Annotated in this window: 18 protein-coding genes; 8 read left to right on the top strand and 10 right to left on the bottom strand. The window is 71.5% G+C overall.

All coding sequences use genetic code 11. From position 1 onward, the window contains the following. Nucleotides 1-10: 10 nt before the first annotated feature. The 3 genes from ACFHWE_RS01795 to ACFHWE_RS01785 all read left to right on the top strand — a co-directional run bounded on the left by ACFHWE_RS01795 (nucleotide 11) and on the right by ACFHWE_RS01785 (nucleotide 2,576). Nucleotides 11-586: a beta-class carbonic anhydrase gene (locus ACFHWE_RS01795; protein ID WP_416598764.1), complete on the top strand. Its 576-nt coding sequence runs from the start codon at nucleotides 11-13 to the stop codon at nucleotides 584-586. Between the two features lie 189 nt (nucleotides 587-775). After that, nucleotides 776-1,102: a tetratricopeptide repeat protein gene (locus tag ACFHWE_RS01790; protein ID WP_416598763.1), complete on the top strand. Its 327-nt coding sequence runs from the start codon at nucleotides 776-778 to the stop codon at nucleotides 1,100-1,102. 328 nt (nucleotides 1,103-1,430) lie between these two features. Beyond that, a complete protein-coding gene (locus ACFHWE_RS01785) occupies nucleotides 1,431-2,576 on the top strand; it encodes a PLP-dependent cysteine synthase family protein (RefSeq protein WP_416598762.1) in 1,146 nt (381 codons plus the stop codon). 2 nt (nucleotides 2,577-2,578) lie between these two features. Here ACFHWE_RS01785 and ACFHWE_RS01780 read toward each other — a convergent pair whose 3' ends face one another. Then, nucleotides 2,579-4,684 (bottom strand): DNA gyrase/topoisomerase IV subunit B, encoded by a 2,106-nt coding sequence (locus ACFHWE_RS01780; protein WP_416598761.1) that lies wholly within the window; start codon nucleotides 4,682-4,684, stop codon nucleotides 2,579-2,581. 439 nt (nucleotides 4,685-5,123) lie between these two features. On the opposite strand from ACFHWE_RS01780, the gene ACFHWE_RS01775 reads away from it, so the two are divergent. Next, nucleotides 5,124-5,348, top strand: coding sequence for a DUF7455 domain-containing protein (locus tag ACFHWE_RS01775; protein ID WP_028649793.1), 225 nt, complete (start codon nucleotides 5,124-5,126; stop codon nucleotides 5,346-5,348). Between the two features lie 66 nt (nucleotides 5,349-5,414). On the opposite strand, the gene ACFHWE_RS01770 is transcribed toward ACFHWE_RS01775, so the two are convergent. Continuing rightward, nucleotides 5,415-6,110, bottom strand: coding sequence for a GNAT family N-acetyltransferase (locus ACFHWE_RS01770; RefSeq protein WP_416598760.1), 696 nt, complete (start codon nucleotides 6,108-6,110; stop codon nucleotides 5,415-5,417). Nucleotides 6,111-6,216: 106 nt separating this feature from the next. Here ACFHWE_RS01770 and yaaA point away from each other — a divergent pair, with 106 nt between their 5' ends. After that, the gene (gene yaaA, locus ACFHWE_RS01765; RefSeq protein ID WP_416598759.1) at nucleotides 6,217-7,014 is read left to right on the top strand and encodes a peroxide stress protein YaaA; all 798 of its coding nucleotides are present in this window, start codon (nucleotides 6,217-6,219) and stop codon (nucleotides 7,012-7,014) included. 223 nt (nucleotides 7,015-7,237) lie between these two features. Here yaaA and ACFHWE_RS01760 read toward each other — a convergent pair whose 3' ends face one another. Together ACFHWE_RS01760 and ACFHWE_RS01755 are read right to left on the bottom strand one after the other, a co-directional pair. After that, entirely contained in the window at nucleotides 7,238-8,914 is a 1,677-nt protein-coding gene (locus ACFHWE_RS01760) for an RNA polymerase sigma factor (protein WP_416598758.1), read from the bottom strand. A gap of 236 nt (nucleotides 8,915-9,150) precedes the next feature. Then, nucleotides 9,151-11,202: a SpoIIE family protein phosphatase gene (locus ACFHWE_RS01755; RefSeq protein ID WP_416598757.1), complete on the bottom strand. Its 2,052-nt coding sequence runs from the start codon at nucleotides 11,200-11,202 to the stop codon at nucleotides 9,151-9,153. A gap of 567 nt (nucleotides 11,203-11,769) precedes the next feature. On the opposite strand from ACFHWE_RS01755, the gene ACFHWE_RS01750 reads away from it, so the two are divergent. Both ACFHWE_RS01750 and ACFHWE_RS01745 read left to right on the top strand, forming a co-directional pair. Further along, entirely contained in the window at nucleotides 11,770-12,054 is a 285-nt protein-coding gene (locus ACFHWE_RS01750; RefSeq protein WP_416598756.1) for a hypothetical protein, read from the top strand. Nucleotides 12,055-12,174: 120 nt separating this feature from the next. Continuing rightward, on the top strand, nucleotides 12,175-13,782 hold the full coding sequence (locus ACFHWE_RS01745; RefSeq protein ID WP_416598910.1) for a hypothetical protein: 1,608 nt from the start codon (nucleotides 12,175-12,177) through the stop codon (nucleotides 13,780-13,782). 64 nt (nucleotides 13,783-13,846) lie between these two features. Here ACFHWE_RS01745 and ACFHWE_RS01740 read toward each other — a convergent pair whose 3' ends face one another. The 4 genes from ACFHWE_RS01740 to ACFHWE_RS01725 form a co-directional block, all read right to left on the bottom strand. Continuing rightward, a complete protein-coding gene (locus ACFHWE_RS01740) occupies nucleotides 13,847-14,644 on the bottom strand; it encodes a tyrosine-protein phosphatase (protein ID WP_416598755.1) in 798 nt (265 codons plus the stop codon). Between the two features lie 56 nt (nucleotides 14,645-14,700). Then, a complete protein-coding gene (locus tag ACFHWE_RS01735; RefSeq protein ID WP_416598754.1) occupies nucleotides 14,701-15,426 on the bottom strand; it encodes a nucleotidyltransferase family protein in 726 nt (241 codons plus the stop codon). A 52-nt stretch (nucleotides 15,427-15,478) separates the two neighbouring features. Then, complete coding sequence (locus ACFHWE_RS01730) at nucleotides 15,479-17,896, bottom strand: AAA family ATPase (protein ID WP_416598753.1); 2,418 nt, start codon at nucleotides 17,894-17,896, stop codon at nucleotides 15,479-15,481. 170 nt (nucleotides 17,897-18,066) lie between these two features. Further along, the gene (locus ACFHWE_RS01725) at nucleotides 18,067-18,765 is read right to left on the bottom strand and encodes a ribonuclease HII (RefSeq protein ID WP_416598752.1); all 699 of its coding nucleotides are present in this window, start codon (nucleotides 18,763-18,765) and stop codon (nucleotides 18,067-18,069) included. A 254-nt stretch (nucleotides 18,766-19,019) separates the two neighbouring features. On the opposite strand from ACFHWE_RS01725, the gene ACFHWE_RS01720 reads away from it, so the two are divergent. After that, nucleotides 19,020-19,676, top strand: a complete 657-nt coding sequence (locus ACFHWE_RS01720; RefSeq protein ID WP_416598751.1) for a hypothetical protein — start codon at nucleotides 19,020-19,022, stop codon at nucleotides 19,674-19,676. A 63-nt stretch (nucleotides 19,677-19,739) separates the two neighbouring features. Here ACFHWE_RS01720 and ACFHWE_RS01715 read toward each other — a convergent pair whose 3' ends face one another. Both ACFHWE_RS01715 and ACFHWE_RS01710 read right to left on the bottom strand, forming a co-directional pair. Beyond that, complete coding sequence (locus ACFHWE_RS01715) at nucleotides 19,740-21,197, bottom strand: SPFH domain-containing protein (protein WP_416598750.1); 1,458 nt, start codon at nucleotides 21,195-21,197, stop codon at nucleotides 19,740-19,742. Further along, entirely contained in the window at nucleotides 21,198-22,871 is a 1,674-nt protein-coding gene (locus tag ACFHWE_RS01710; protein WP_416598749.1) for an SPFH domain-containing protein, read from the bottom strand. Nucleotides 22,872-22,895 lie beyond the last annotated feature (24 nt).

The following is a 22,895-nucleotide window of genomic DNA, read 5'->3' as shown; positions in this document are numbered from 1 at the left end:
TTCTGGTTCCATGTGCACGGCCCCGCGACCGTCGAACAAGGAGAGAAACGTGAGCCAGACCCCAAAGCCCGGTGCGACCGATACCGCGGCCGCCTTCGAGGACGTGTTCACCGCCAACGGCGCCTACGTGTCCGAGTTCGCGCTCCAGGGCCTCAAGCCCGCCGCAGCGCGGGGTCTGGCCCTGGTGACCTGTATGGACTCCAGGATCGAGCCTCTGGACACGCTCGGTCTGAAGCCCGGCGACGCCAAGATCCTGCGCAACGCGGGGGCCCGCGTCACCGACGACACCCTGCGCACCCTCGTCCTGGCGGTGTACCTGCTGGAGGTGGACCGGGTCCTGGTCATGCCGCACACCAAGTGCAAGATGGCGTCCGTGGAGAGCGACGACGCGGTCCACGACCTCATCCTGGAGGAGCACGGGGTCGACACCCGCAGCCTGGAGTTCCACACCGACAACGACCAGCTCGGAGCCCTCGGGCACGACCTGGAGCGGATCCGCCACCACCCGCTGCTGCCCAAGGGTCTGCCCGTGGCCGGTGCGATCTACGACGTGGACACAGGCAGGGTCACCCCCACCGACCTCTGAGCGCCGTGTGCCCGCGGGCGCGTGTGCCCGCTGCCCTCTCCGGGGATCCCTTCCCTAGGGGACGGGAACGGTAGGACGTTCCCCTGGTCCGTTCCGGACCGCTCCCGTCCCCTCGTGTGCCGTCTGGGAATGCGGTCGCTCCCGTGACCGTTGTGACCCCAACGCGGCACAGCCGTCGAGAGGAGCACTGTGGAAGAGAACACCTACGACACCTTCAACCGGGCTCGCATGTTCATGGAACTGGGCGACCCGATCTACGCCGCCCGCACCCTCGAACCGGCCGTCGAGGCGGAACCGGAGAGCCGCTCCCTCCTGGAACTGCTGGGCCGTGCCTACTTCCACTCCGCGCAGCTCAACAAGGCCGAACAGACCTTCCGCCGGATCATCGAACTCGACCCCGTCGACAACTGGGCCCACATCGCCCTCGCCCGCACCCTCGAACGCCAGAGCCGGAGCGAGGAGGCGGCCATCTACCGGCGCATGCACGCCGCGATGTCCGGCGGGTCCCTGGACTGACTGTGCTTATGGCTCCTCGCAGGCTCGAAGCGTGCTCGCGGCGTGGAGAACCGGCCTCTTCGTGTTTATGGTCCCTCGCAGGCTCGGGACGTGCTCGCGGCGTGGAGAACCGGCCTCTTCGTCGTCGCTACCGCCCCTGCTCGTACCTCGCAGCGGCGGAGACTCCTCCCGCAGAGACCGGTACGCCGCTCGCGCTACTCCCGCTGGTGGTCTGTCGGCCAGAGGGGTGGGGTGGGTCCCGCCCGCCACCACACGGGGCGGACGCCTGCGGCACGGTCCTTCCCGGGGCGCTCGGGCGTCCTCGGTCCGTAGGGCTACGCTGCTGGGCATGACACGTCCCTCAGATCCCGACGGCCCCGGACCCGCCGACGGCACGGCGTGGGTGGAGCGCTCCGGTCCCTCCGCCCGCTCCTGGGCCGACGAGGCGGTGCGCCAGGTCGTCGCGGACGCCAACCGCTCGGCCGACACCCACCTGCACGTGTTCCCCCTGCCGCCCGAGTGGGGGATCGACCTGTACCTGAAGGACGAGTCGGTCCACCCCACCGGCAGCCTCAAGCACCGGCTGGCGCGCTCGCTGTTCCTCTACGGCCTGGCCAACGGCTGGATCACCGAGGGCACCACGATCATCGAGGCCAGTTCCGGATCCACCGCCGTGTCCGAGGCCTACTTCGCCCGGCTGCTCGGCCTGGACTTCGTCACCGTCGTGCCGCGCAGCACGAGCCCGGAGAAGATCGCGCTGATCGAGCGGTACGGCGGCCGGTGCCACTTCGTCGACGCCCCGCCCGACATGTACACCGAGGCCGAGCGGCTCGCCTGTGAGACGGGCGGCCACTACATGGACCAGTTCACCTACGCCGAGCGGGCCACCGACTGGCGGGGCAACAACAACATCGCCGAGTCGGTCTTCGAGCAGCTCACCCTGGAGCGCTACCCCTGCCCCGAGTGGATCGTTGTGGGCGCGGGGACCGGGGGCACGTCCGCCACCATCGGCCGCTACCTGCGCTACCGCCGCCTGCACACCCGCCTGGCCGTGGTGGACCCGGAGCGCTCGGCGTTCTTCCCCGGCTGGGTGACCGGGGCCCCCGACTACTCCACGGGCATGCCGTCCAGGATCGAGGGCATCGGCCGTCCCCGCGTGGAGCCGAGCTTCGTGCCCTCGGTGATCGACCTGATGGTGCCGGTTCCCGACGCCGCGAGCATCGCCGCGATGCGCCACCTGCACGACGTGACCGGCCTCAGCGCCGGCGGCTCCACGGGGACCAATCTGTGGGGCGTGTGGCACCTGGTCGCCAGGATGCTCCGTGAGGGGCGCCGGGGCAGCGTGGTCACGCTGATCTGCGACGGCGGCGAACGCTACCAGCACAGCTACTACGACGACGCGTGGGTGGCGGGCCAGGGGCTGGACCCCGTCCCCTACCGCGCGGCCGTGGAGCGGCTGCTCTCCGACGGGGTCTGGGCCCCGCCCGGCCCCTAGCGTCAGGTGTCGATGCGGGCGGCGTCCAACTCCTGGGCGCCCGCCTGGATGAACTTGCGCCGGGGCGCCACCTCGTTGCCCATCAGCAGGTTGAACACGGCCGAGGCCTCCTCGGCCTGCTCCACCCGGATCCGCCGGAGGGTGCGGCGGCGCGGGTCCATGGTGGTCTCCGCGAGCTGGTCGGCGTCCATCTCACCCAGGCCCTTGTACCGCTGGACCGGCTCCTTCCAGGTGATCTTGCGCTTCTCCAGGTCCAGCAGGGTGCGCGTCAGCTCGGCGTCGGAGTAGGTGTAGACGTAGCGGTCCTCGGGCCTGGCCCCGCGCTTGCGGCGGACGTTGGTGAGCTCGATGCGGTGCAGCGGCGGCACCGCGGCGAACACCCGGCCCGCCTCCAGCATGGGCCGCATGTACCGGTAGATGAGCGTGAGCAGTAGGCAGCGGATGTGCGCGCCGTCGACGTCGGCGTCGGCCATGAGGATGATCCGGCCGTAGCGGGCGGCCTCGATGTCGAACGTGCGGCCCGACCCGGCTCCGACCACCTGGAGGATCGCGGCGCACTCGGTGTTCTTGAGCATGTCGGCCACCGACGACTTCTGCACGTTGAGGATCTTGCCCCGGATCGGCAGGAGCGCCTGGAACTCCGAGTCGCGGGCGAGCTTGGCGGTGCCCAGCGCCGAGTCCCCCTCGACGATGAACAGTTCACTGTGCTCCAGGCCCTCGCTGCGGCAGTCCACGAGCTTGGCGGGCAGCGCCGAGTTCTCCAGGGCGTTCTTGCGCCGCTGGGTCTCGCGCTGCTGGCGGGCGGCCAGGCGGGCCTTGGCCGCGCCCACGACCTTCTCCAGGACGGTGCGCGCCTTGGCCTTCTCGGCCTTCCTCGTGGAGGTGAGGAACTCCTTCAGCTCCCGGCCCACCACCTGGGAGACGATCCGTGAGGCGGCGGAGGTGCCCAGGATCTCCTTGGTCTGCCCCTCGAACTGGGGCTCGGGGAGACGGACGGTGACGACCGCGGTGAGCCCCTCCTGGGTATCGTCCTTGGTGACGGGGTCGTCGCTGTTCTTGAGCAGCTTGGTGGCGCGCAACTGCTCGTTGATCACCCGCACCAGGGAGCGCTCGAAGCCGTTGATGTGCGTGCCGCCCTTGGGGGTGGCGATGACGTTGACGAAGGAGCGGACCGTGCTGTCGTAGCCGGTGCCCCAGCGCAGGGCCACGTCCACGTCCAGGCGGCGCTCGACGTCGGAGGGGACCATGTGGCCGGCCTCGTCCAGGACCGGGACGGTCTCGGTGAAGGTTCCGCTGCCCTGGATGCGCAGGACGTCGCTGACCGGTTCGTCGGGGGACAGGAAGGTGCAGAACTCGCTGATGCCACCGTCGAAGCGGAACTCCTCGGTGTGGGCCGGCTCACCCTCCACGCGCTCGTCGCGCACGGCGATGGTCAGCCCTGGCACGAGGAACGCGGTCTGGCGGGCCCGGTCCAGCAGGGACTGGCGGGCGATCTCGGCGTCCTTGAGGAAGATCTGCATGTCCGGCCAGAACCGGATGCGGGTCCCGGTGATCGTGGTGGCGACCTTGCGGACCTGCTCAAGCCCGGAGACGGGCGTGAACTCGGCGTCGGGTCCGGCCCCGGCGAAGCGCCCCGGGATGCCGCGGCGGAAGCTGATCGCGTGGGTGCGGCCCTGGCGGTCGACCTCGACGTCCAACCGGGCGGACAGGGCGTTGACGACGGAGGCGCCGACGCCGTGCAGGCCGCCGGAGGCGGTGTAGGAGCCCGAGCCGAACTTGCCGCCGGCATGGAGCTTGGTCATGACCAGTTCGACGCCGGACAGGCCGGACTTGGGCTCGATGTCCACGGGGATGCCGCGGCCGTCGTCGCTGACGGAGACGGAGCCGTCGGTGTGCAGGGTGACGTCGATGCGCTCGCAGAAACCGCCCAGGGCCTCGTCGACGGAGTTGTCGATGACCTCCCACATGCAGTGGGTGAGGCCGCGGCTGTCGGTCGACCCGATGTACATGCCCGGCCGTTTGCGGACGGCCTCGAGGCCCTCCAGGACCGACAGGTGCCGAGCGGAGTAATCCTCGGGGTCGTGGACGGCGGCGGTCAAGGCGGTCACTCGGACATCTCCTGCGTCTTGAAGGGCCAGAGGGGCGGTGATGCGGTGCGTGCCCTTTGTACCGCGCCGCACCGACGAAAGGGGGCAGGCCACGGCGCGCTCGGCCGCTTCCTCCGCCCCGGGGCGTGGGCCGGACGGGGGCCGTGGGCCGCGGGTGGCGCCCGGGCCGGTGAGGCGGTTCGGATGGACCCCGCCCCGCGCGAGACTACCACCTCCTGTCGATGCGACCTGGACACTCCCGTTTTCTTCCGCCACAGACTCCACAGGAGGGACCTGGGAGGTATAAAGTGCATCAAAAGTGACTTACGACCCATTCGGCGCACCCACGGAATCCTTCGGACCGATTCCGCTGTCGGCGTACACCAGGCCTGGTTGGGAACGTCCCAGTCCGGTTAGGTGTTCTGAGAGGTGACTAACGCCGAGTATTGAGGATGGCGAAGTGACTGGAACCCTTGCCCCCACCCAGCCGCTGACGGCTGCTGACCGTTGCGACCGCTGTGGTGCACAGGCCTACGTCCGAGTGCTCCTGAACTCCGGCGGCGAGCTTCTGTTCTGCGCGCACCACATGCGCAAGCACGACGAGTCCCTGCGCAAGATCGCCACGGACATCCAGGACGAGACGGACAAGCTCCACGAGAGCAAGAACACCGCCGACGAGCGTTAGCCACCAGGCAGCGATGAACGAGGGGCGGCGGCCCGGCCGGGCCGCCGCCCCTCGCCTGTCCGGACCTCAGCGAGCGAGGACCCGGTAGTGGTACCGGTCCACCACCGCGAACCCTGCCCTTTCGTAGACCCGGCGCGCCGCGGCGTTGCCCTCCTCCACCAGCAGGTACGCGCGCTCGGCACCCTCGCCCCGCCCCCAGGCCAGCAGCGCGCCGACGATACCGCCGGCCAGGCCGCGCCCCCGCTCCCGCGGATCGGTGAACATGGCGTAGATCCCCACCGTCGCACCGGAGAGCGCCGCACACCCCCGCGCGGCCCCGGAAGACTCGACTGCGTAGCCCATCACGGGGACGCGGTCCATGATCCGGTGCTGTCCCCGGGCGACCCGCCGCGAGGCGCCCTCGGCCGACCACAGCGCACGCCAGCGCCCGTCCGGACGCGACAGGACCTCGAAGCGCTCTCCAGGACCAGCCGTGTCGGTCAGGTGCCGCTCCATGACCAGGCTCGGCCCGCACCGCTCATAACCGCGTTCCGCCAGCTCGCGGTCCAGGCCCTCCATCCCCGGCCAGACCTGGACCACGGCGGGCAGGCCCCGGTCGCGGTAGAAGCACTCGACGGTCTCCGGACTCGCGCCCGGCTCCAGGCGCACCGCCGAGTTGGCGCGCTTGGTCACACCTCCCGCGTACCCCAGGTGCCACCCCTCGGTGACCTCCGTCTCCTCCGGGGGCCAGTCCTCGGCGACCCTGCGTGCCCACGCGTGCATCCTCTGCCCCTCCACACGTCCGACGACCCGGTGCCACCACCGGTGGAGCCCTACTATGGCAGGGGCCACTCCGGCCCCTCCCCCGCTGTACCAGGAAAGTTCCGCGATGCTCATCTTGCTGCCGCCCTCCGAGGGCAAGGCCGCCTCCGGCGACGGTCCGGGACTGGACCTGTCCGCGCTGACCCTCCCCGAGCTGGCCCCCGCCCGAGAGGAGGTCATGGCCGCCCTGGCCGACCTGTGTTCGGGGCCGGAGGAGGAGGCCCTGAGGGTGCTGGGCCTGTCGGCCTCCCAGTCCGAGGCCCTCAAGCGGGACCTGGACGCGGCCACCGCACCGACCCTGCGCGCCGCCGACCTGTACACCGGGGTGCTCTACGACCGCCTCGGGCTCCCCGGACTGCTCGACTCCCCCGCCGCCGCCCGCGTGCGCGAGCGCGTCCTGGTCTTCTCCGGGCTGTGGGGCGTGGTGGGGCCCGAGGACCGGCTGCCCCCGTACCGCCTGTCCATGGGGGTCAGGCTGCCGCCGCTCGGCGGCCTGGGGCCCTACTGGCGGCGCGCGCTGAAGGGGCCGCTGGAGGCGCTGTCGGAGGGGCGGCTGCTGGTGGACTGCCGCTCGTCGGCCTACGCCGCGGCGTTCAGGCCCTCGGGCTCCGCCGCCGGGCGGACCGTGGCGGTGCGGGTTCTGCGCGAACGCGTGGTCGGGGGCCGGGTACGCCGCTCCGTGGTCAGCCACATGGCCAAGGCCACACGCGGCGACATCGCCCGCGCCCTGCTGGCCGAGGGCGTGGCGGCGGCCACGCCCGAGGAGTTGGCGGCGGCCCTGGCCGACCTCGGGTACACGGTGGAGCTCCAGCCCGGCCCCCGGCCCGGGGCCGCACGCACCCTGGACGTCCTCAGCGCCGACTGAAGACCCGGCCACGACGGGTTCGGGAACTTTATGCCGCACCTACACGGCGTGCGCCACGATGGGTCCCGTCGGACGGACATCGGCGTGCAGCGGGGGCTGCGCCCGGCTCGCAGGCGGGGCGCACCGAGGTGACGTCACAGCAGCACGAACCGGTGCGGCCTCCCGAAGGGTCGGGCTGCCGCACCGGTGCAGGGCCTCTCAGGTCGTCTCCGCCTGGACCGGCCTAGTCCAGGTAGTCGCGGAGCACCTGCGAGCGCGACGGGTGACGGAGCTTCGACATCGTCTTGCTCTCGATCTGCCGGATGCGCTCACGGGTGACCCCGTAGACCTTGCCGATCTCGTCTAAAGTCTTGGGCTGTCCGTCGGTGAGACCGAAGCGCATGGAGACCACGCCGGCCTCGCGTTCGGAGAGGGTGTCGAGCACCGAGTGCAACTGCTCCTGGAGCAGCGTGAAGCTGACCGCCTCGCCGGGCTGGATCGCCTCGGAGTCCTCGATGAGGTCGCCGAACTCGCTGTCGCCGTCCTCGCCCAGCGGGGTGTGCAGGGAGATCGGCTCGCGGCCGTACTTCTGCACCTCGACGACCTTCTCCGGGGTCATGTCGAGTTCCTTGGCCAGCTCCTCCGGGGTGGGCTCGCGGCCCAGGTCCTGGAGCATCTGGCGCTGGACGCGGGCCAGCTTGTTGATGACCTCGACCATGTGCACCGGGATACGGATGGTGCGGGCCTGGTCGGCCATGGCGCGGGTGATCGCCTGACGGATCCACCAGGTGGCGTAGGTGGAGAACTTGAAGCCCTTGGTGTAATCGAACTTCTCCACAGCGCGGATCAGACCGAGGTTGCCCTCCTGGATCAGGTCCAGGAACAGCATCCCGCGGCCGGTGTAGCGCTTGGCCAGCGAGACCACCAGACGGAGGTTGGCCTCCAGCAGGTGCTTCTTGGCCCGGCCGCCGTCCTCGGCGATCCACTCCAGCTCGTCGCGCAGCTCGAAGGTGAGGACCTCGCCCTCCTCGGAGAGCTTCTCCTCGGCGAACAGGCCGGCCTCGATCCGCTTGGCGAGCTCGACCTCCTGCTCGGCGTTGAGCAGCGGCACCTTGCCGATCTGCTTCAGGTAGTCCTTGACGGGGTCGGCGGTGGCGCCGGCCGCGACCACCTGGGCGGCGGGGGCGTCGTCGTCATCGTCGTAGAGGACGAAGGACTCGTCCTCGGACTTGGGCGCGACCGGTGAGCCCACGGCCTCGGGCTTGGCCGGCTTGGCGGGCTCCGCGGTGTCCTCGACCAGCTCCAGCTCGGCGCCGGTGTGTTCGAGGTCGTCGTCGATGCCGCCGTCCGCGAGGCCCCCGGGCGCGGGAGCGAGTTCGAGGTCCTTCTTGGCGGTGGTCTTCTTCGCCGTCGCGGCGGCGCCCTTCTTCGGAGCCGCCTTCCTGGCGGTGGTCTTCTTGGCCGCCGCGGGCTTCTTCGCCGTCGCGGCGGCGCCCTTCTTCGGAGCCGCCTTCCTGGCGGTGGTTTTCTTGGCCGCCGCGGGCTTCTTCGCCGTGCCGCCGGCGGACTCGGCGGAGTCGACCACGGCGGTGACCCGCTCCGGCTGCTCCTGGGCCGCCGCGGCGCGGGCCGGCTTGGCCGCGGCCTTGGCCGGGGTGGACCGGGTGGCCGCCGTCTTGCGCTTGGGAGCCTTGCGCCGGGAGGAGGCCGACTCGGGAACGAGCACGGTCACGTCCTCCTTTGCGAGGGTACGAAGCACGGACTGCGCCTGCGACATCGGGATCTCGGCCTCTTCGAAGGCACGGCGCACGTCCTCGGGCTCAAGGAAGCCCTGGGACCGCCCACGCTCGATCAGCTGCTGAATGACGGGCTCTTGCAGTGACTCGGACTGCTTCGAGCGAGTCGAACTGGCAGATGACACAAACACCTCTCGAACGGACGTGTGGTGAGACTGTCGGACCCATTGGCCCGCCTGTCCGGGACCGGGCACAGGCCCCCTCCCACCTGCGGCCTGGGATCGTCCCCACCAGGGCGGGGAAGCCGTTTGTTATCAAGCGTATGCGCTCCCGGAGGTCACCCCCCTGGAGGATCACCCCCGCGTCGCGAGGCGGAACGGCTTCTTCACTGTAGGCAAGGCAATGGACTTGTTCGTACGGTTTACCGCTCCGGCCCGGAGTCGATCACCGGAAGCTGAACGGCGAGCAGAGTGACGTCATCGTCCTGCTCGTACCCTTCGAGCATGCTCTCAACAAGGTACTCCAGCATTTGCTGTGGATCGCCCACCGCCTCCGCCGGAGCCGACGCGGCCACGGTGACCAGCTCGTCGAGCCCGCGTGCGACGGACCGTCTGCGGTTCTCAACCAGTCCATCGGAGTAGAGGGCGATGGTGTTACCGGGTTGGACGAAGAATTTGTGGTGGCCCCGCGGAGCGCTGACGCCGAGCGGGGTGTCGGGCTCGCTCTCCAGCAGGGAGGGGCCGGCGTTGCCCGCCACCACCAGCGGAGGCAGGTGGCCCGCGTTGCTGAGGTCGAGCTGTCCGGTGGCCGGGTCCAGGACGAAGTAGACCAGGGTGGTCACCTGGTCCATGCCCTCGGTGGCGGAGAACATGCGGTCGAGTCCGGTGAGGACGTCGGCGGGTTCGGGCATGGAGAAGGCCAGGGCGCGCAGTGCGCTGCGGATGCGGCTCATCCCCGAGGCGGCGGGGATGCCCTTGCCCATGACGTCTCCGAGCACCCCGGCGACCCTGCCGTCGGGCAGCGGGAAGGCGTCGTACCAGTCGCCGCCCACCTGCACGTGCCGGGAGCCGGAGCGGTAGTAGGCCGCCAGGCGTACCCCCCGGACCACGGGAAGCTCCTCCGGCAGGAGGCTGTGCTGGAGCGCCTGCGCGGTGTCGTGCTCGCGCTCGTAGAGCTGGGCGCGGCCGATGGCGAGGGCGCACTGCCCGGCGAGCGCCTCCAGGAACACCCGTTCCTCGTCGGTGACTTCGCGGGGCTGGTGGAACGCCAGTCGCAGGGCTCCGATGGCACGGCCCGCGACCATCATCGGCAGTGCGGCCCAGGCGCGCTCCGGAGTGGTCTCCAGCAGTTCGCCGACCTCGGGCGCGTCCTCGAACAGGGCGCGCAGCTCGTCGGGGTCGGCGGCCAGGCAGGGCGCCTGGTCCGCGACGGCCCGGGCCGCCGTGTCGGGGTGGTCGAGGGAGAAGGAGGCCCCGGGGGACCGGTGGTCCGCCGCCATGGGGTGCAGCCGCAGCCCGTCGCGGTCGAAGAGCACCAGGGAGGTGTGCCCGGCCCCGACGTCGGTGCGGCCGATGGCGGACATCGCCTCGACGACGTCGTCGACGGTGAGCACCTCGGCGAGGTCGGAGGTGGCCTTCTGGAGACGGACCGTGCGCATGGCAGCCTCGGTGAGCTGCTGGTTGAACCGCTGGCGGAGTTCGTCGGCCTCGCGCTCGGTGGTGACGTCGACGAACGTGCCGATCCACTCGACGGTCTCGGCCCCGTCCACGATCGGGTGGGCGCGTGCCCGGTAGTGGTCGTAGCCGCCCGACCTGGTGCGCACGCGGAACATGGCGTCGAAGGGGGTCACGTCGATGACGGCGTCGTCCCAGGCGCGTTCGACGCGGGGGCGGTCGTCGGGGTGGATCGCCTCCAGCCACCCCCGGCCGAGGTAGGACTCGCGCTCCTGGCCGGTGACGGCGCGCCACTGGGGGCAGTCCTCGTGCATGCCGCCGTCGGGTCCGGCCGCCCAGAGGATCTGGTGGCCCACCTGGAGCAGGGCGCGCAGGCGCTGCTCCTCGAGCCGGGAGGCGCCGGTCTCGTGCTCGCGCAGGGCGATGACCGCCACTTGCCCCTCGCTGGTTCCGGGGTCGGCGACGGGGAACCATGTGAGGTCCCACGCCTGTCCCCGGGCGGGGCGAAAGCGGCTGCGGACGGCCTGGCCCCCGGCTCGCACGGCCTCCAGGGAGGCCCGCTGGTCGGCTGCCCCGGCCGGATCGCCGGCCTCGTCGAGCAGTTCGGCCGGGCCGCGTCCCAGGCACCGGGCCGGTGTCGCGCCGAACAGCGCGGCGAGCCGTTGGTTGACGGCGGCCAGGCGGTCGTCGGAACCGATCAGGCCGAACCCTATGGGCGCGTCGGCGAGAAGGGATTTCACCGCGACCGGCAGTTCCGCTCCGTCAGCCCTGGGGGGCGGAATGGACGTCTCGGCGCTCAACTGCTCGACACCTCCGAAAACCCTCGGGTTCCCCACCCGTGTCCCGCTGGGGATGCTGCCTGGCCCGCATGTCCCCCGAGGGTCGGAACGGGCCGGCGGCGAGCGCCGGAAGGGTTCGTCGCCGAAGCGCGTCGGGGGCTCCGCGGCCCTCGGGAGTCACACTCCAGGACTCCTCTCGGCCGCTGTCACCGCTCAAGCATAAGACACAGCGCCCCGGGCGCAACGGCCGCTGTGGACCGCGCCCCGGGGAACCGGAGGTCAAGCGTCGTCCATATCCCGGTCGCGGAATGGTCGCCCGAGGGCATTCGGCCCGTGTACTACTTGAGCCACCCGCGATGTATGTGTTCGACTGTTCTGTACGCGGGTTCTCACAGCGGAGCCCCTTCCATGACTGAGAAGTCCACTTTCTCCACGTCGGTGCGGCCCAACGGTCGGACCTGGGGCAACGCTGCTCTCCGAGTTTTCATCCCCGGCGCTCCGGGACGGGGGTTGACAGTGCGTCCAAAACAAGTGGAATGGGTGGAGGTCACCGTCCAGGCCATCGTCACCAAAGGGGTGTGAGCGAGAATGCTCCAGACCTTCCCGGTCCAGGATCTCCGGCGGATCTCGGCGCGGCTCCACAACGAGTTCAGCGCCCTGCCCCACCGCTGTGTCGAGCGCTGCGTGAGCGACACCTGGAACTGTGTGGAGCATCTGGGCATCACGGTCACCCCCCACCTGGTCGAGCGGGTCGCGCGGGAGCACCTGGAGGCGATGGTCAACTCCGTACCGCCCTCCCAACCCGAAACCGTGATGTCTCGTTTGTCAGGAAAATCCCTTACCGGGTATGGGGCGGTCCCCAAACCGCGATGACCTCTCCGAACCCGTGCGGAGCGGAATCCGCCACCGCTGGCATACCCTCGGATGGTGCCCTCCCCGACACCTCCCACACCCACAGGCCCCGAACCCGTACCCGGCGCCGTCTTCGAACAGATGCTGCGCGCGGCCAGGGAACTGCTGGCCATGCGCCACCCGCTCGACGCGGAACTGGCCTTCAGCGAGATGCTCGGCTCCTGGTGGGGACAGCGCATCCCAGGGGTGGACGTCGAGCGCCTGCTCGGTGAGGGCCTGGTCGCGCACGCCACGGCCTCCGGGAACCCGGCGGGCCTGGGCGTCCTGGCGGCCGTCGGGGCCCTGGGCACGTCCGCCCCGCAGCGGCACCTGGCGCAGCAGGGGATGATCGCGCTCCAGGAACGCGGCCTGCAGACGCCCGAGTGGGCCTCCCAGCTCGGCGCGGTCACCCCCCTGTCCGCCCACGTCCACGGGGACCGGTTCGGCGATACCGACGACGTGGTGTGCGTCTTCGGGCGGGGGTCGGCCGACGGATCCGACCCGCCCGCTCCCGAGCACGCGATGGTCCTGGTCGTGGACCACAACGGCGGCGGCCTGCTGCGCGACGCCTGGGTCACGTCCCAGGTCGGTGAACTCCTCGACCAGTGCGAGCGCAGGGCCGCGCGGGACACCTTCCTCCGCTTCTCCGAGGTGGGCCTCCCCGAGGCGCGGGCGGTTCTGGAACGGGCCCTCGAACGCACCGGCCAGGTAGTGGACGAACCCGGCTCCGGCCACGGCGCGGGTCCTGCGGTGCACCCCGTGGGCCTGACCGCGGCCGACCTGGCCGGCGGCTCCCTCGCCGCCCACTTCGCCCTCGCCCGCTCACGTATCGAGGCCCTTCCCAAGGAGAGGGGCCGGCCCGCCGCCCCGGTGTGGCGGCGCGACCAGCGCGCCGTCCTGGCCGCGCGCTTCCTCGCCTCGGACGAGGCGACAGAACTATCCGACTCCTACGCCGCGAGCCGCTGCGCGGACCACATCATCACCCACGGGTGCGACGTGGACGCGGGCCGCCCGCTGCGCGTCAGCCCGCGCAAGGCGGAGTCGTTCCTGCTGCACTGGCTGCCCGGACGCGTCGTCCTGCTCCCCGAGGAGCAGGAGGCCATGCCGCACGTCCTAGCCGCGTGGGTGCGGTGGGCGGCGGCCGAGAGCGGAGAGCTTCCGGAGGTCGCCGTGGGGGCGACCCTCGACGCCGTGTGGGAGTCCACCGCCGCCTTCGCCCGCACCTACCGCGACCCCGCCAGACCGCTGGGACTGAACGAGAGGGCGGTGCGCCGCCTGCTCCCCGACGGGGACTTCTCCTCGCTCGCCCGGCGGATCTTCGCCTTCCCCCTGCTGGCCAGCGACCTCGTCTCGTGGGACGCGGAGGAGTTCGACCCCGCCACCTCGCACGGGCGCCGGGCCCTGCTCAGGCTGGACCACTACGGCGAGTACGAGGCCTCGACCCCGCACAACGGCCGCCACTCCAGCGGCCAGGACCACTGGTACCGCCCGGTCACCGGCACCGGTCCCGAACGCGCTCGGGACCTGGACCGCCACGAGCGGCTGGCCGAGCGGCTCTGGAACGGACACCCCGCCGAACTGTGGAGCGCCGCCCAGCGCATGCTCGACCAGGGGACGGACCGGGCCGCCGTGCTCACCGCGCTGAGCGCCGAACTGGAGGCCGCCTCCGACGAGGCCGACCTGCGCCGACGGCTGCGGTCCCTCCCCTAGCGCCCAGCAAGCAAGGACCGCGCCGCAGGCGACCTTTGAGGGCGGTGGCGGGCGACGGGCAGGGTCAGTTCAGCAACCGCTCGCGGAGCCGTTCCACGGTCCGGCCGGAGACCCCGAGCCCCTCCGCCACGTAGCCGTCGAAGGACCCGTACACCTCGTCGACGCGGGCCAGCGCGGTGTCGAGGTACTCGGCCCGGACCCGTGTCATGGGCACCAGGTCCGCCCAGTCCAGGCCGCTGCCCACTGCGAGCCGCCGCATCCACATCTCGGTGGCCGCCTGGCGCTCGTTGCTGACCAGGTAGTCGGCAACGACGTGTTCGTGCTCCACCCCGAGCAGCCTCAGGATCAGGGCGGCGCCCCACCCGGTGCGGTCCTTGCCCGCGCTGCAGTGGAAGACCAGGGCCGTGGGCCCCTCGGCGGCGCGTTCGATCAGTTCGCGGTAGCCCCTCAGGGCGACGGCGTCGGTGACGAGTTCCTCGTAGACGGCGAACATGAACCTCTCGGCCCCGCCGCCGCCGAACACGGCCCTGGCCTGCTCGGGGTCGGCGAGCAGGTCGGCGAAGTTGGCCCCGGCCGCCTTCGACCCCTGGACGGCGACGGCGGCGTACTCGGCGCCCTCAGGGGTGACGTCGGGGAGGCGTCCCCGCTCGTGAGGCGTGCGGAAGTCGACGATCTGGCGGATGCCCAGGCCGTTGTAGGCGACCAGTTCCTCGTCGGCGACGGAGTGCAGGGCGTCGGAGCGGAAGATGAGGCCGCTTCGGACGGTCCGCCCGGAGGCGGTGCGGTGTCCACCGATGTCACGGAAGTTGGGGGCGCTGGAGAAGATGAATCCGTCACTTGTCACGAAAGTGACAATACCCACGCGGCCGAGCGCCCCTACCGCCCATATCCCACATCCGGGCGAAGACGTCCTGAACGTCAGTTCCTCAGCGCGGTGATCTCCGCGCCGGCCTCCTTCACGTCCTTCACCGTGTCCACCCCGCGCCAGAACCCGTCGATGCGGTAGGCCGTCAGGCGGCCCTCCCCGGCCAACTCGGGGAAGGTGGAGGACTCGTGGTCGCCCTTGAGGGGCAGTAGCGGGGTGATCCCGGGCTCGAACAGGTAGACGCCCGCGTTGATCCACACGGGCAGCAGCGGGCTCTGGGTGAATCCCTCGATCCGGTCCTGGTCGTCGACGTCCACGATGCCCCACGTCGTGCGGAAGCGCGCCAGGGCCAGCGTGGCCAGCCCCCCGCGCTCGCGGTGGTGGGCGGCCATCTCGTCCAGGGGGAACCAGGTGAGCACGTCGCCGTTGAGCGCGAAGTAGGGGGCGCCCTGGTCGCGCAGACCGGTGGAGGCGTACCGCAGCGCACCGCCGCGGCCGAGCGGCTCGTCCTCCACCAGGAGGGTGGTCTCGGGCCCCTCATCGCGGTCCGCCAAGTGCTCCTGCAGGACCTCGGCCTTGTAGCCGCAGGAGACGACGGCCTGCTCGACCCCGTGGGAGGCCAGCCAGTCCAACTGGTAGTCGATGATGGGCCGGCCCGCCACCTCCACCATCGCCTTGGGTCGGGTGTCGGTGTAGGGCCGCAGACGGGTGGCCTGGCCCCCGGCAAGGATGAGCGCCTGGGTGACGGGGGCCGCGGTGGGAGAGGGCGAAGCGGTCATGGCCCGGACACTAGCACCCGGCCGCGCGCCCCGGGCGGCCGGTGAGCGCCGCTCACGCCCCCTGGGTGACGTCGGTGTAGGCCTGCCGCACATCGGCGCTGGTGACGACGGTGAGCTGGGCTGCGGTGGCCTCCTCACCCAACTCCTGGGACACCCTCAGGTCGCGGCGGGAGCACGCCTTCTCGAACAGGGAACGGGCGAATCGGCCGTTGCCGAGCTCGTCGATCCACCCGCTCGCGCACACGTGGGCGAAGATGCTCCGCAGGTCCTCCAGAGCAGTGTCGTCGAAGGTGTCGCCGGTACGGGCGGCCACCGCCCGGGCGATCCGGGTGAGCTCGTCCGCCGAGTAGGAGGGGAACCGGACGCGCACGTGGAACCGGGAGGCCAGACCGGAGTTCGAGGCCAGGAAGCGCTCCATCTCGGCCGGGTACCCGGCCAGGACCACCACGAGCCGGTCCCGGTCGTCCTCGGCCCGCTTGAGCAGCGTCTGCACCGCCTCGGAGCCGAAGGCGTCGCCGCCGCTGTAGCCGGGGTTGACCAGCGAGTAGGCCTCGTCGACGAACAGCACCCCGCCCAGGGCGCGGTCCACGAGGCGGTTGGTCTTAAGGGCCGTGGCCCCCAGGTGCTCACCGACCAGGTCCGCCCGCTGCGCCTCGACCACCTCGGCGCGGCCCAGGAGCCCCAGCGCCGAGAAGACCCGGCCGAGGACCCGCGCGACCGTCGTCTTGCCGGTGCCAGGGGGGCCGGAGAAGACGAAGTGGCGCATGGGCGCCTGGTTGGGCAACCCCTGCTCCTCGCGAAGCCGGGCCACCCGCAACTGGGCGACGATCGAGCGGACCTGCTCCTTGACCGGCTCCAGACCGATCATGGCGTCGAGTTCGGCCAGTGCCTCGTCGATACCGGGCACCTCGCCGAACCCGGGCAGGTGGGCGGTGAGCTCGCCGTAGGCCGCCTCCACGTCGGCTGCGCGGACGGTGATGAGGTCCTCCGCGCCCGGCTTCTGCGCGGGCGCGCCGGCCCGGACCCCCGAGGTGACCACCCGCACGTCCCTGGCCTGGGCCGCCTTCTCCACGACCGAGCGGGCGAACCGGCCGTTGCCGAGCGCGTCGACCGCCTCGATCCGCACGGCCTGGTCGAACCCACGCCGCAGTGCCCGCCTGGCGTCGGCGTCGAGGCCGTCCCCGCGTCGGCGCACGAGGGACTCGGCGATACGGAGCAGCTCGTCCGCGGAGTAGCTGGGAAAGCTGATACGGGTGGCGAACCGGGAGGCCAGACCGGGGTTGGAGGCCAGGAAGGCGTCCATCTCCTGCTCGTAGCCGGCCAGGACCACCACGAGACGGTCCCGGTCGTCCTCGGCCCGCTTGAGCAGCGTCTGCACCGCCTCGTTGCCGAACCGGTCCGGCTGCCCGTCGCCCTCGTTGACCAGGGAGTAGGCCTCGTCGATGAACAGCACCCCGCCCAAGGCGCGGTCCACGAGCTCGTTGGTCCTGATCGCGGTGGCCCCCAGGTACTCGCCGACCAGGTCGGCGCGCTGCGCCTCGACCACACGGGAGGTGGGCAGCAGTCCGAAGGAGTGGAAGATCGTGGCCAGGGTCCGGGCGACGCTGGTCTTGCCCGTGCCGGGCGGGCCCGAGAAGACCAGGTGGCGCAGCGGACGCTCCACGGGGAACCCGGCGTCGGCGCGCAGCCGGGCGGCCTCGATGGAGGCGGCCAGCCCCCGGACCTGTTGTTTGACGGGGTCGAGCCCGATCATGGCCTCCAGTTCGGCCAGCGCCTGGTCGACCGGTACCGGCGCGTCGTCCTCACCGGAACCGCGACCGCCCACCGAGCGGGAGACCTCGCCCGTCCTGGCGCGCGCCCGAGGCGGGTTCCCCGTGCCCCCGCCCTCGCCGGTCCGGCCGCCGGAGGCGGTGTCCTTGACGATCCGGCGGGCGACGGCCAGCCGCCAGACGAGGCAGGCACCGGCCGCGGCGTAGAGCACACCGACCCCCCAGGAGGGTGCGAGCACCGGAAGGGCCATCCCGGCCAGGGCGACGGTGAACCCGGCGGCGAGCCCGGCGGTGAGGGCGAGCACCGACGTGTGCCAGACGGGGAACTCGCGCACACGCCCGGCGACGAGAACGGCCAGCGCGGGCGCGGGCAGCAGCAGGAGGGTGACGGGCTCCCCGGTGAGCGGGATCTGGAACAGGGGGAAGGCCACCGCCAGCCACAGCACGCACACCATCACGGTGGCGAAGGCGTCGAGGGAGCGCATGAGGGAGGCCAGCAGCACCAGCAGGACGAGGACGGCGCTCGCCGCGGTGAGCACGGAAAGGCCCGCCACCAGCGCGCCCACGGAGACCACCGTGACCAGGACCAGCCCGGCGGCCAGTCGGCGGCCCAAGGGGATGCGGTGGTAGCGGGCTCGCAGGCGGTCGAGCCCGGACACACCGTCGGGAGCCGCGGCGGTGGATCGCGTCTGGCGCGTCATCCGTACCCTTCCTGCCGGGGGCGGGTGGACGGTCGGCTCTCCGGTCCGCCGAGCGGATCCGGGAGGGGGTCGGGGGACCGGCGTTCACGCCTCAGCCTTGCCCGAACCGGTGTCGGATGTCCAGTGCGGGGCGGCGTGTCGCGCCCGGCGGGCGTATTCCCGTGACCGGCTCACAGCAGGGGGAGCTGCTCTCCGCCGGGGGCGTCGCGGCGCACGCGCAGATGGCGCCAGCGCGGGAGGGCGTCCAGGTAGGACCAGCTCATCCGGTGCTGGGGGGTGGGTCCGGACTCGGCGAGCGCGGCCCGGTGCACGGGCGAGGGGTACCCGGCCGCCCGGTCGAAGCCGTAGCCGGGGTGGTCGGCGGCCAGTTCGGCCATGAGGGCGTCGCGGCGCACCTTGGCCAGGACGGCGGCGGCGGCCACACTCACACAGGTGAGGTCGCCCTTGACCTGGGTCCGGACCCGCCAGGGGGGTCCGATGAAGTCGTGGCGGCCGTCGAGGACCACGGCGTCGGGGCGCACCGACAGGCCCTCCAGGGCGCGCAGTGCGGCACGGTGCAGCGCCTCCGTCATGCCCACCTCGTCGATCTCGGCCGGCTCGGACCATCCGAAGGCGTGGTCGGCCACCCACGGCTCCAGACGCGCGGCGAGGTCGCGGCGGCGCCGGGGGGTGAGGCGTTTGGAGTCGGTCAGGCCCTCGGGAGGGGCACCGGTGCCCGGCACCGCCGCGCAGACCAGCAGCGGACCGGCCCAGGCGCCGCGGCCGACCTCGTCCATTCCGGCGACGGTGCGGGCCCCTCGGGCGCGGAGCCGGTCCTCCACCTCGAACGTGGGGCCGGTGGGAGCGGCGCATTGGGATGATGTGGTCACGCCACCACCTTAGAAGAGTTTCCCCAAGCCCTCGCGGACACGGCGAAGGACGCCTCCCCCGGCCGGGGCCCTCCTTCGGCGCGGGGCTCGGGTGCCCGCCGCTCCGGCGCCCGGAACGGCCCGGGCACGCTCTGCGGCTGCTCTATCCTTTGGGTGAAGGCCGTGCTCACGCGGCCGTCGCGACTGCGGCGCGGCCGTGTGCGGCCCCCGGCCCGGCCGCGTCCCGATCGCGCGGATTCGACGAAGGGGAGCGTATGCCCGCCGCAGGTTCCGACCCGTCCGACGGATCGGTCGCCAAACTGATCGAGCTGGCCGGGAAGCCGACGCTCGGTGAGCGCCTGACGGAGTGGGGGTCCCGGCCGCCCGGCCGCCTCTACATCCCCGCCTGCGGTGTCCTCGGGCTCGTTCTCCTCTTCGAGGACAGCGTCCCCGGCGGCCATCTGGCGGCTTTCTCCTTCGGGTTGGCCGGTGGGCTGTTCCTGGCCGCGATGGGCGCCCTGCGGTTCGGGATCGCCCTGTCCGTGGCCCGTCCGGTGATCCGCCCCCACTGGCTGCGCTGGATCTGCCCTCCGCTGATCGCGGCGACGGCCCTGGGCCTGGCCGTCACCGGAGTTCCGTTGCAGGCACGGGTGCTCTCCGCCGCCGACGAACTCCTGTCCCTGCGCGAGGGCCTCACCGAAGGGGAACGTGTGGGCCTGGAGGGCGCCACCACCGGTTCGTACGCCCTGCGCGAGGTCTCGGTCTCCGGCGGTATCGCACACTACGCGGTGGAGGGCGCGGGACTGTTCACCCCGGCGGGCCTGGCGCACAGCCCGGAGGAGGACCTGCCCGAAGGGGTGTTCGTGCCCGGCCAGGGCTCCAGGATCTACGAACACGTGGACGGAGACTGGTACGTGTGGGTGGACCACTGAACGGGGCCGCGTGAGAGCACGGGCCCTGGCCGGTACCGGCCAGGGCCCGTTGCCCGGCGGGTGTCAGCGGCGCCCCTGGGAGCGGCCGTAGCCCTCGCCGCGCTCGAACTGCTGCCGCATCTGCTCGCTCTGCTGGCGCTGGTACTCGTCGGCCATGCGCTGCTGGCGCTCGGCCGCCGCGGCGATCGCGCCCTGCGCCGAGTCCAGCGCCTCCCGGGCCGTGTCGCCGCCGCCGGACCGAGACCCCGCCCCGTCGAGCATCTGCGGCAGGAGTTGCGCGGTGAGCAGGGTGGACAGCGCGGAGGAGTCACCCGCCCCCGGCTCGGTCTGCACCACCACCGGGCGCGGCGCCCGCTCGGCCAACACTGCGCCCACGTCCAGGCGGCGACGGGCCAGCTCGTACTCCAGCACGGCCCGGTTGTCCCGGTAGGCCGTGGCCAGGCGCCGCTGCGCCTTGGCCTCGTTCTCCGCCGCGACCAGGTCGGCGCGGCCGTGCGTCTCGATCTCGTAGCGGACCCGCTGTGCCTCGGTCTCCTGCTCCTCCAGCATCTGCGCGACGTCCTTGCGCGCCTTGTTGAGGGAGGCGTTGACCTCGACGATCTTGGCGTCGCGGGTCTTCTTGGAGCGCTCGATGTCCATGAGCAGGGTGTCGATGCGGCGCTTGCGCGTCAGCTCCCACTCCTGCTCGTAGGCGACGAGCTCCTTGGCGACCCGCTCCCGGGTGGCCAGGTGCTGCTGGTACTGGTTGGGCAACTGCACGTCGGGGATGTTGCAGCCGGTGATCCGCACCCCGTACTTCTCCAGGTTGGTGTTGAGCAGGCGGCGCATGTCCTCGACGTTGGATCCGCGCAGGTCGTAGGCGGACTCGGTGTTGACCATGCGGCTGCGCTGGCGGATGGCGTCCTGGACCGCGCTGGAGAGCACGAGGTCGAAGTTGCTGGCGCCGATGATGGCCACGAACCGGATCGGGTCGATGATCTGGAACTTGAGGAAGAACTCGATCGACTTCAGCGGCACGTTCTCGCGGGTGGGGCAGGCCACCACCGGAGCGGTGTAGGGGATCTCCGTGCGGGTGTCCACCACGAAGTCCACCCGCGACCACGGGTGCCACAGGTAGTGGCGGCCGGGGCCGATCGCCCGCACGATCGCTCCGTACTTGGTGAGCACGCCGTGGGTGCCCTCCTCGATCTCCACGATCGATCCCCGCCACCACCACAGCACGGCGGCGGCGAGGCTGAACAGCCCGACGAGCATCGTGGGGAGCGCGAGCAGGCTGTAGCCGAACTCGCCGACCACGGTGGAGCTGGTGATGGCGTTGACCGCCATCACCAGGGCCGAAGCGAGCGCGAACAGGCCGAACCAGACCAGCACCATCCAGCGCAGGCCGCGGTTGTCGCGCGGGATGACGACGGGGACGATCGAGCCCTGGTCGCCGCCGCGCAGCAGGCCGGCCAGGTCGCCCCAGGAGGCGAGGGACTCCTTGATGCTGGAGCCGCCTCCGGCGTTCACGGACTGGTTCATCTAGAAGCCTCCCTGGTCCGGGGCGTCGGTCGCGGGCCCCTGCGGGTTCTCGGTGAGGCGCTCGTCGATGGCCTCCTCCGAGACGGACTGGCGGATCTCCTCCACCAGGTCCTCCCCGGGGTCCTCCCCGTTCGGCTGTCGGCCGCGCTCGGTGCCGGGGTCCTCGACGAGCGCGGTGATCTCCTGCTCGCGTTCGGCGATCCGGCCGGTGATCTCGCCCAGGCGGTCGCGGATGGCCGCCATGTCCTCCTCGGAGAACAGGGCCGCTTCGCTCTGGCCGATGATCTGCTGGGCGATGCGCAGGTAGTCGACGCTGGCGGTGTCGCCCGAGCCGATCCTCAGGACCTGTGGGAGGCTGTCGGCGACCGCCTCCAGCTTGTCCAGGAGGTTCTCCCGGAAGCGGTAGTTGAGGATCTCGGGGGCCTCGGCGGCGCTGACGGCCCGGATGTCGAGCGCCTGCGCCTGGAGGAGCGCCGCGTTGGCGTTGGCCTCGGACTCGGCCTCGACGAAGCGCTGGCGGGCCAGGGCGCGCGCCCGGTTGGTCTCCCGCTCCAGAGCGGTGTCCATCTGTGCCTGGTACTGGGCGATGTCGGCCTGGATGGCGGAGAGGGTCTCGTTGAGGGTCGCCAGTTCCTTGTTGAGGTCGCCCTCGTTCTGCTCCTTGCGCAACTGGAGCTCGTACTCGAAGGTGTAGGCGTCCTTGGCGACGCGGACCATCTCCGGCGCCGCCAGGTCCATCCGGTACTCCTGGCTGGAGGGCTCGGCGTGGGTGATGTTGGCGCTGGTCAGGACCACGATCCCGCTGAACTGGCGGTTGAGCTGTTCCAGCAGGGTGTGGGTGCTCTCCCCGACCATGTCGTAGATGGCCGAGGCCTCCTGCTCGTAGATGAGGCTGCGGGTGGTCTCGCTGATGGCGTTGTTGAGCTTCTCCTGGAAGCCGTGCACGCCGCCCAGCGTGTACACGAAGCTGGTCGCGTCCGCGATGCGGAACTGGACGAACAGGTCGACCGAGGCCTGTACGCCGCTCTTGGTGGGGGCCGAGCGGATGGGGGCGTTGAAGGGGTACTCGCGCGTGGTGTTGACGATGTAGGACACGCGCTTCCACGGGTTGAACAGGGTGACCCGGCCGGGCCGGTAGTTGTCCTCCCGCTTGCCGAACCGCGTGACGATGGCCTCGCACCCCTCGGGCACCATCACCATGCCCTGTCGCCACCACATGAAGGCGGTGATCGCCAGGGTGATGATCCAGTAGTGGATGCCGAAGAGCGGATTGAGGAGGGGGTTGGCGCCGGTGAGGGAGGACTGGGCGGAGACGACGAGGGTGCCGACGAGCCCCAGGGCCAGCAGCGCGATCGCGGGGAGCATCGTGAGGAGCGTGCGGCCGCGCGGGATCACCATGGGACAGATGACGTGGACCGGCCCGCTCTGCCCCCGCTCGTAGTGGCTGCGGTTGATCGCCTCGCCGGCGTTGTCGAGCGAGGTGGTCTTCTGCTCGATCCGGGTACCGACGGAGGCGCCCTGCTCCCGGGCGGCGATGAAGTCCCTGGGGTCCAGACCACCCCCTCCCTCGGTCCGGCCTGCGGCCTGCTGCACGGCGTCGGTGATCGCCTCGCGGGGGTCGGCCCCTTGAACGATGGCTCCTGCGGCGCCGCTCACGGTCTGCGCGAACGACATAGACGTGGGCTCCTTGCTGGAGAA

The organism is Nocardiopsis sp. LOL_012 (assembly GCF_048060475.1).
Classification (GTDB): Bacteria; Actinomycetota; Actinomycetes; order Streptosporangiales; family Streptosporangiaceae; genus Nocardiopsis.
This window is presented reverse-complemented; position numbering and strand designations above follow the sequence as displayed.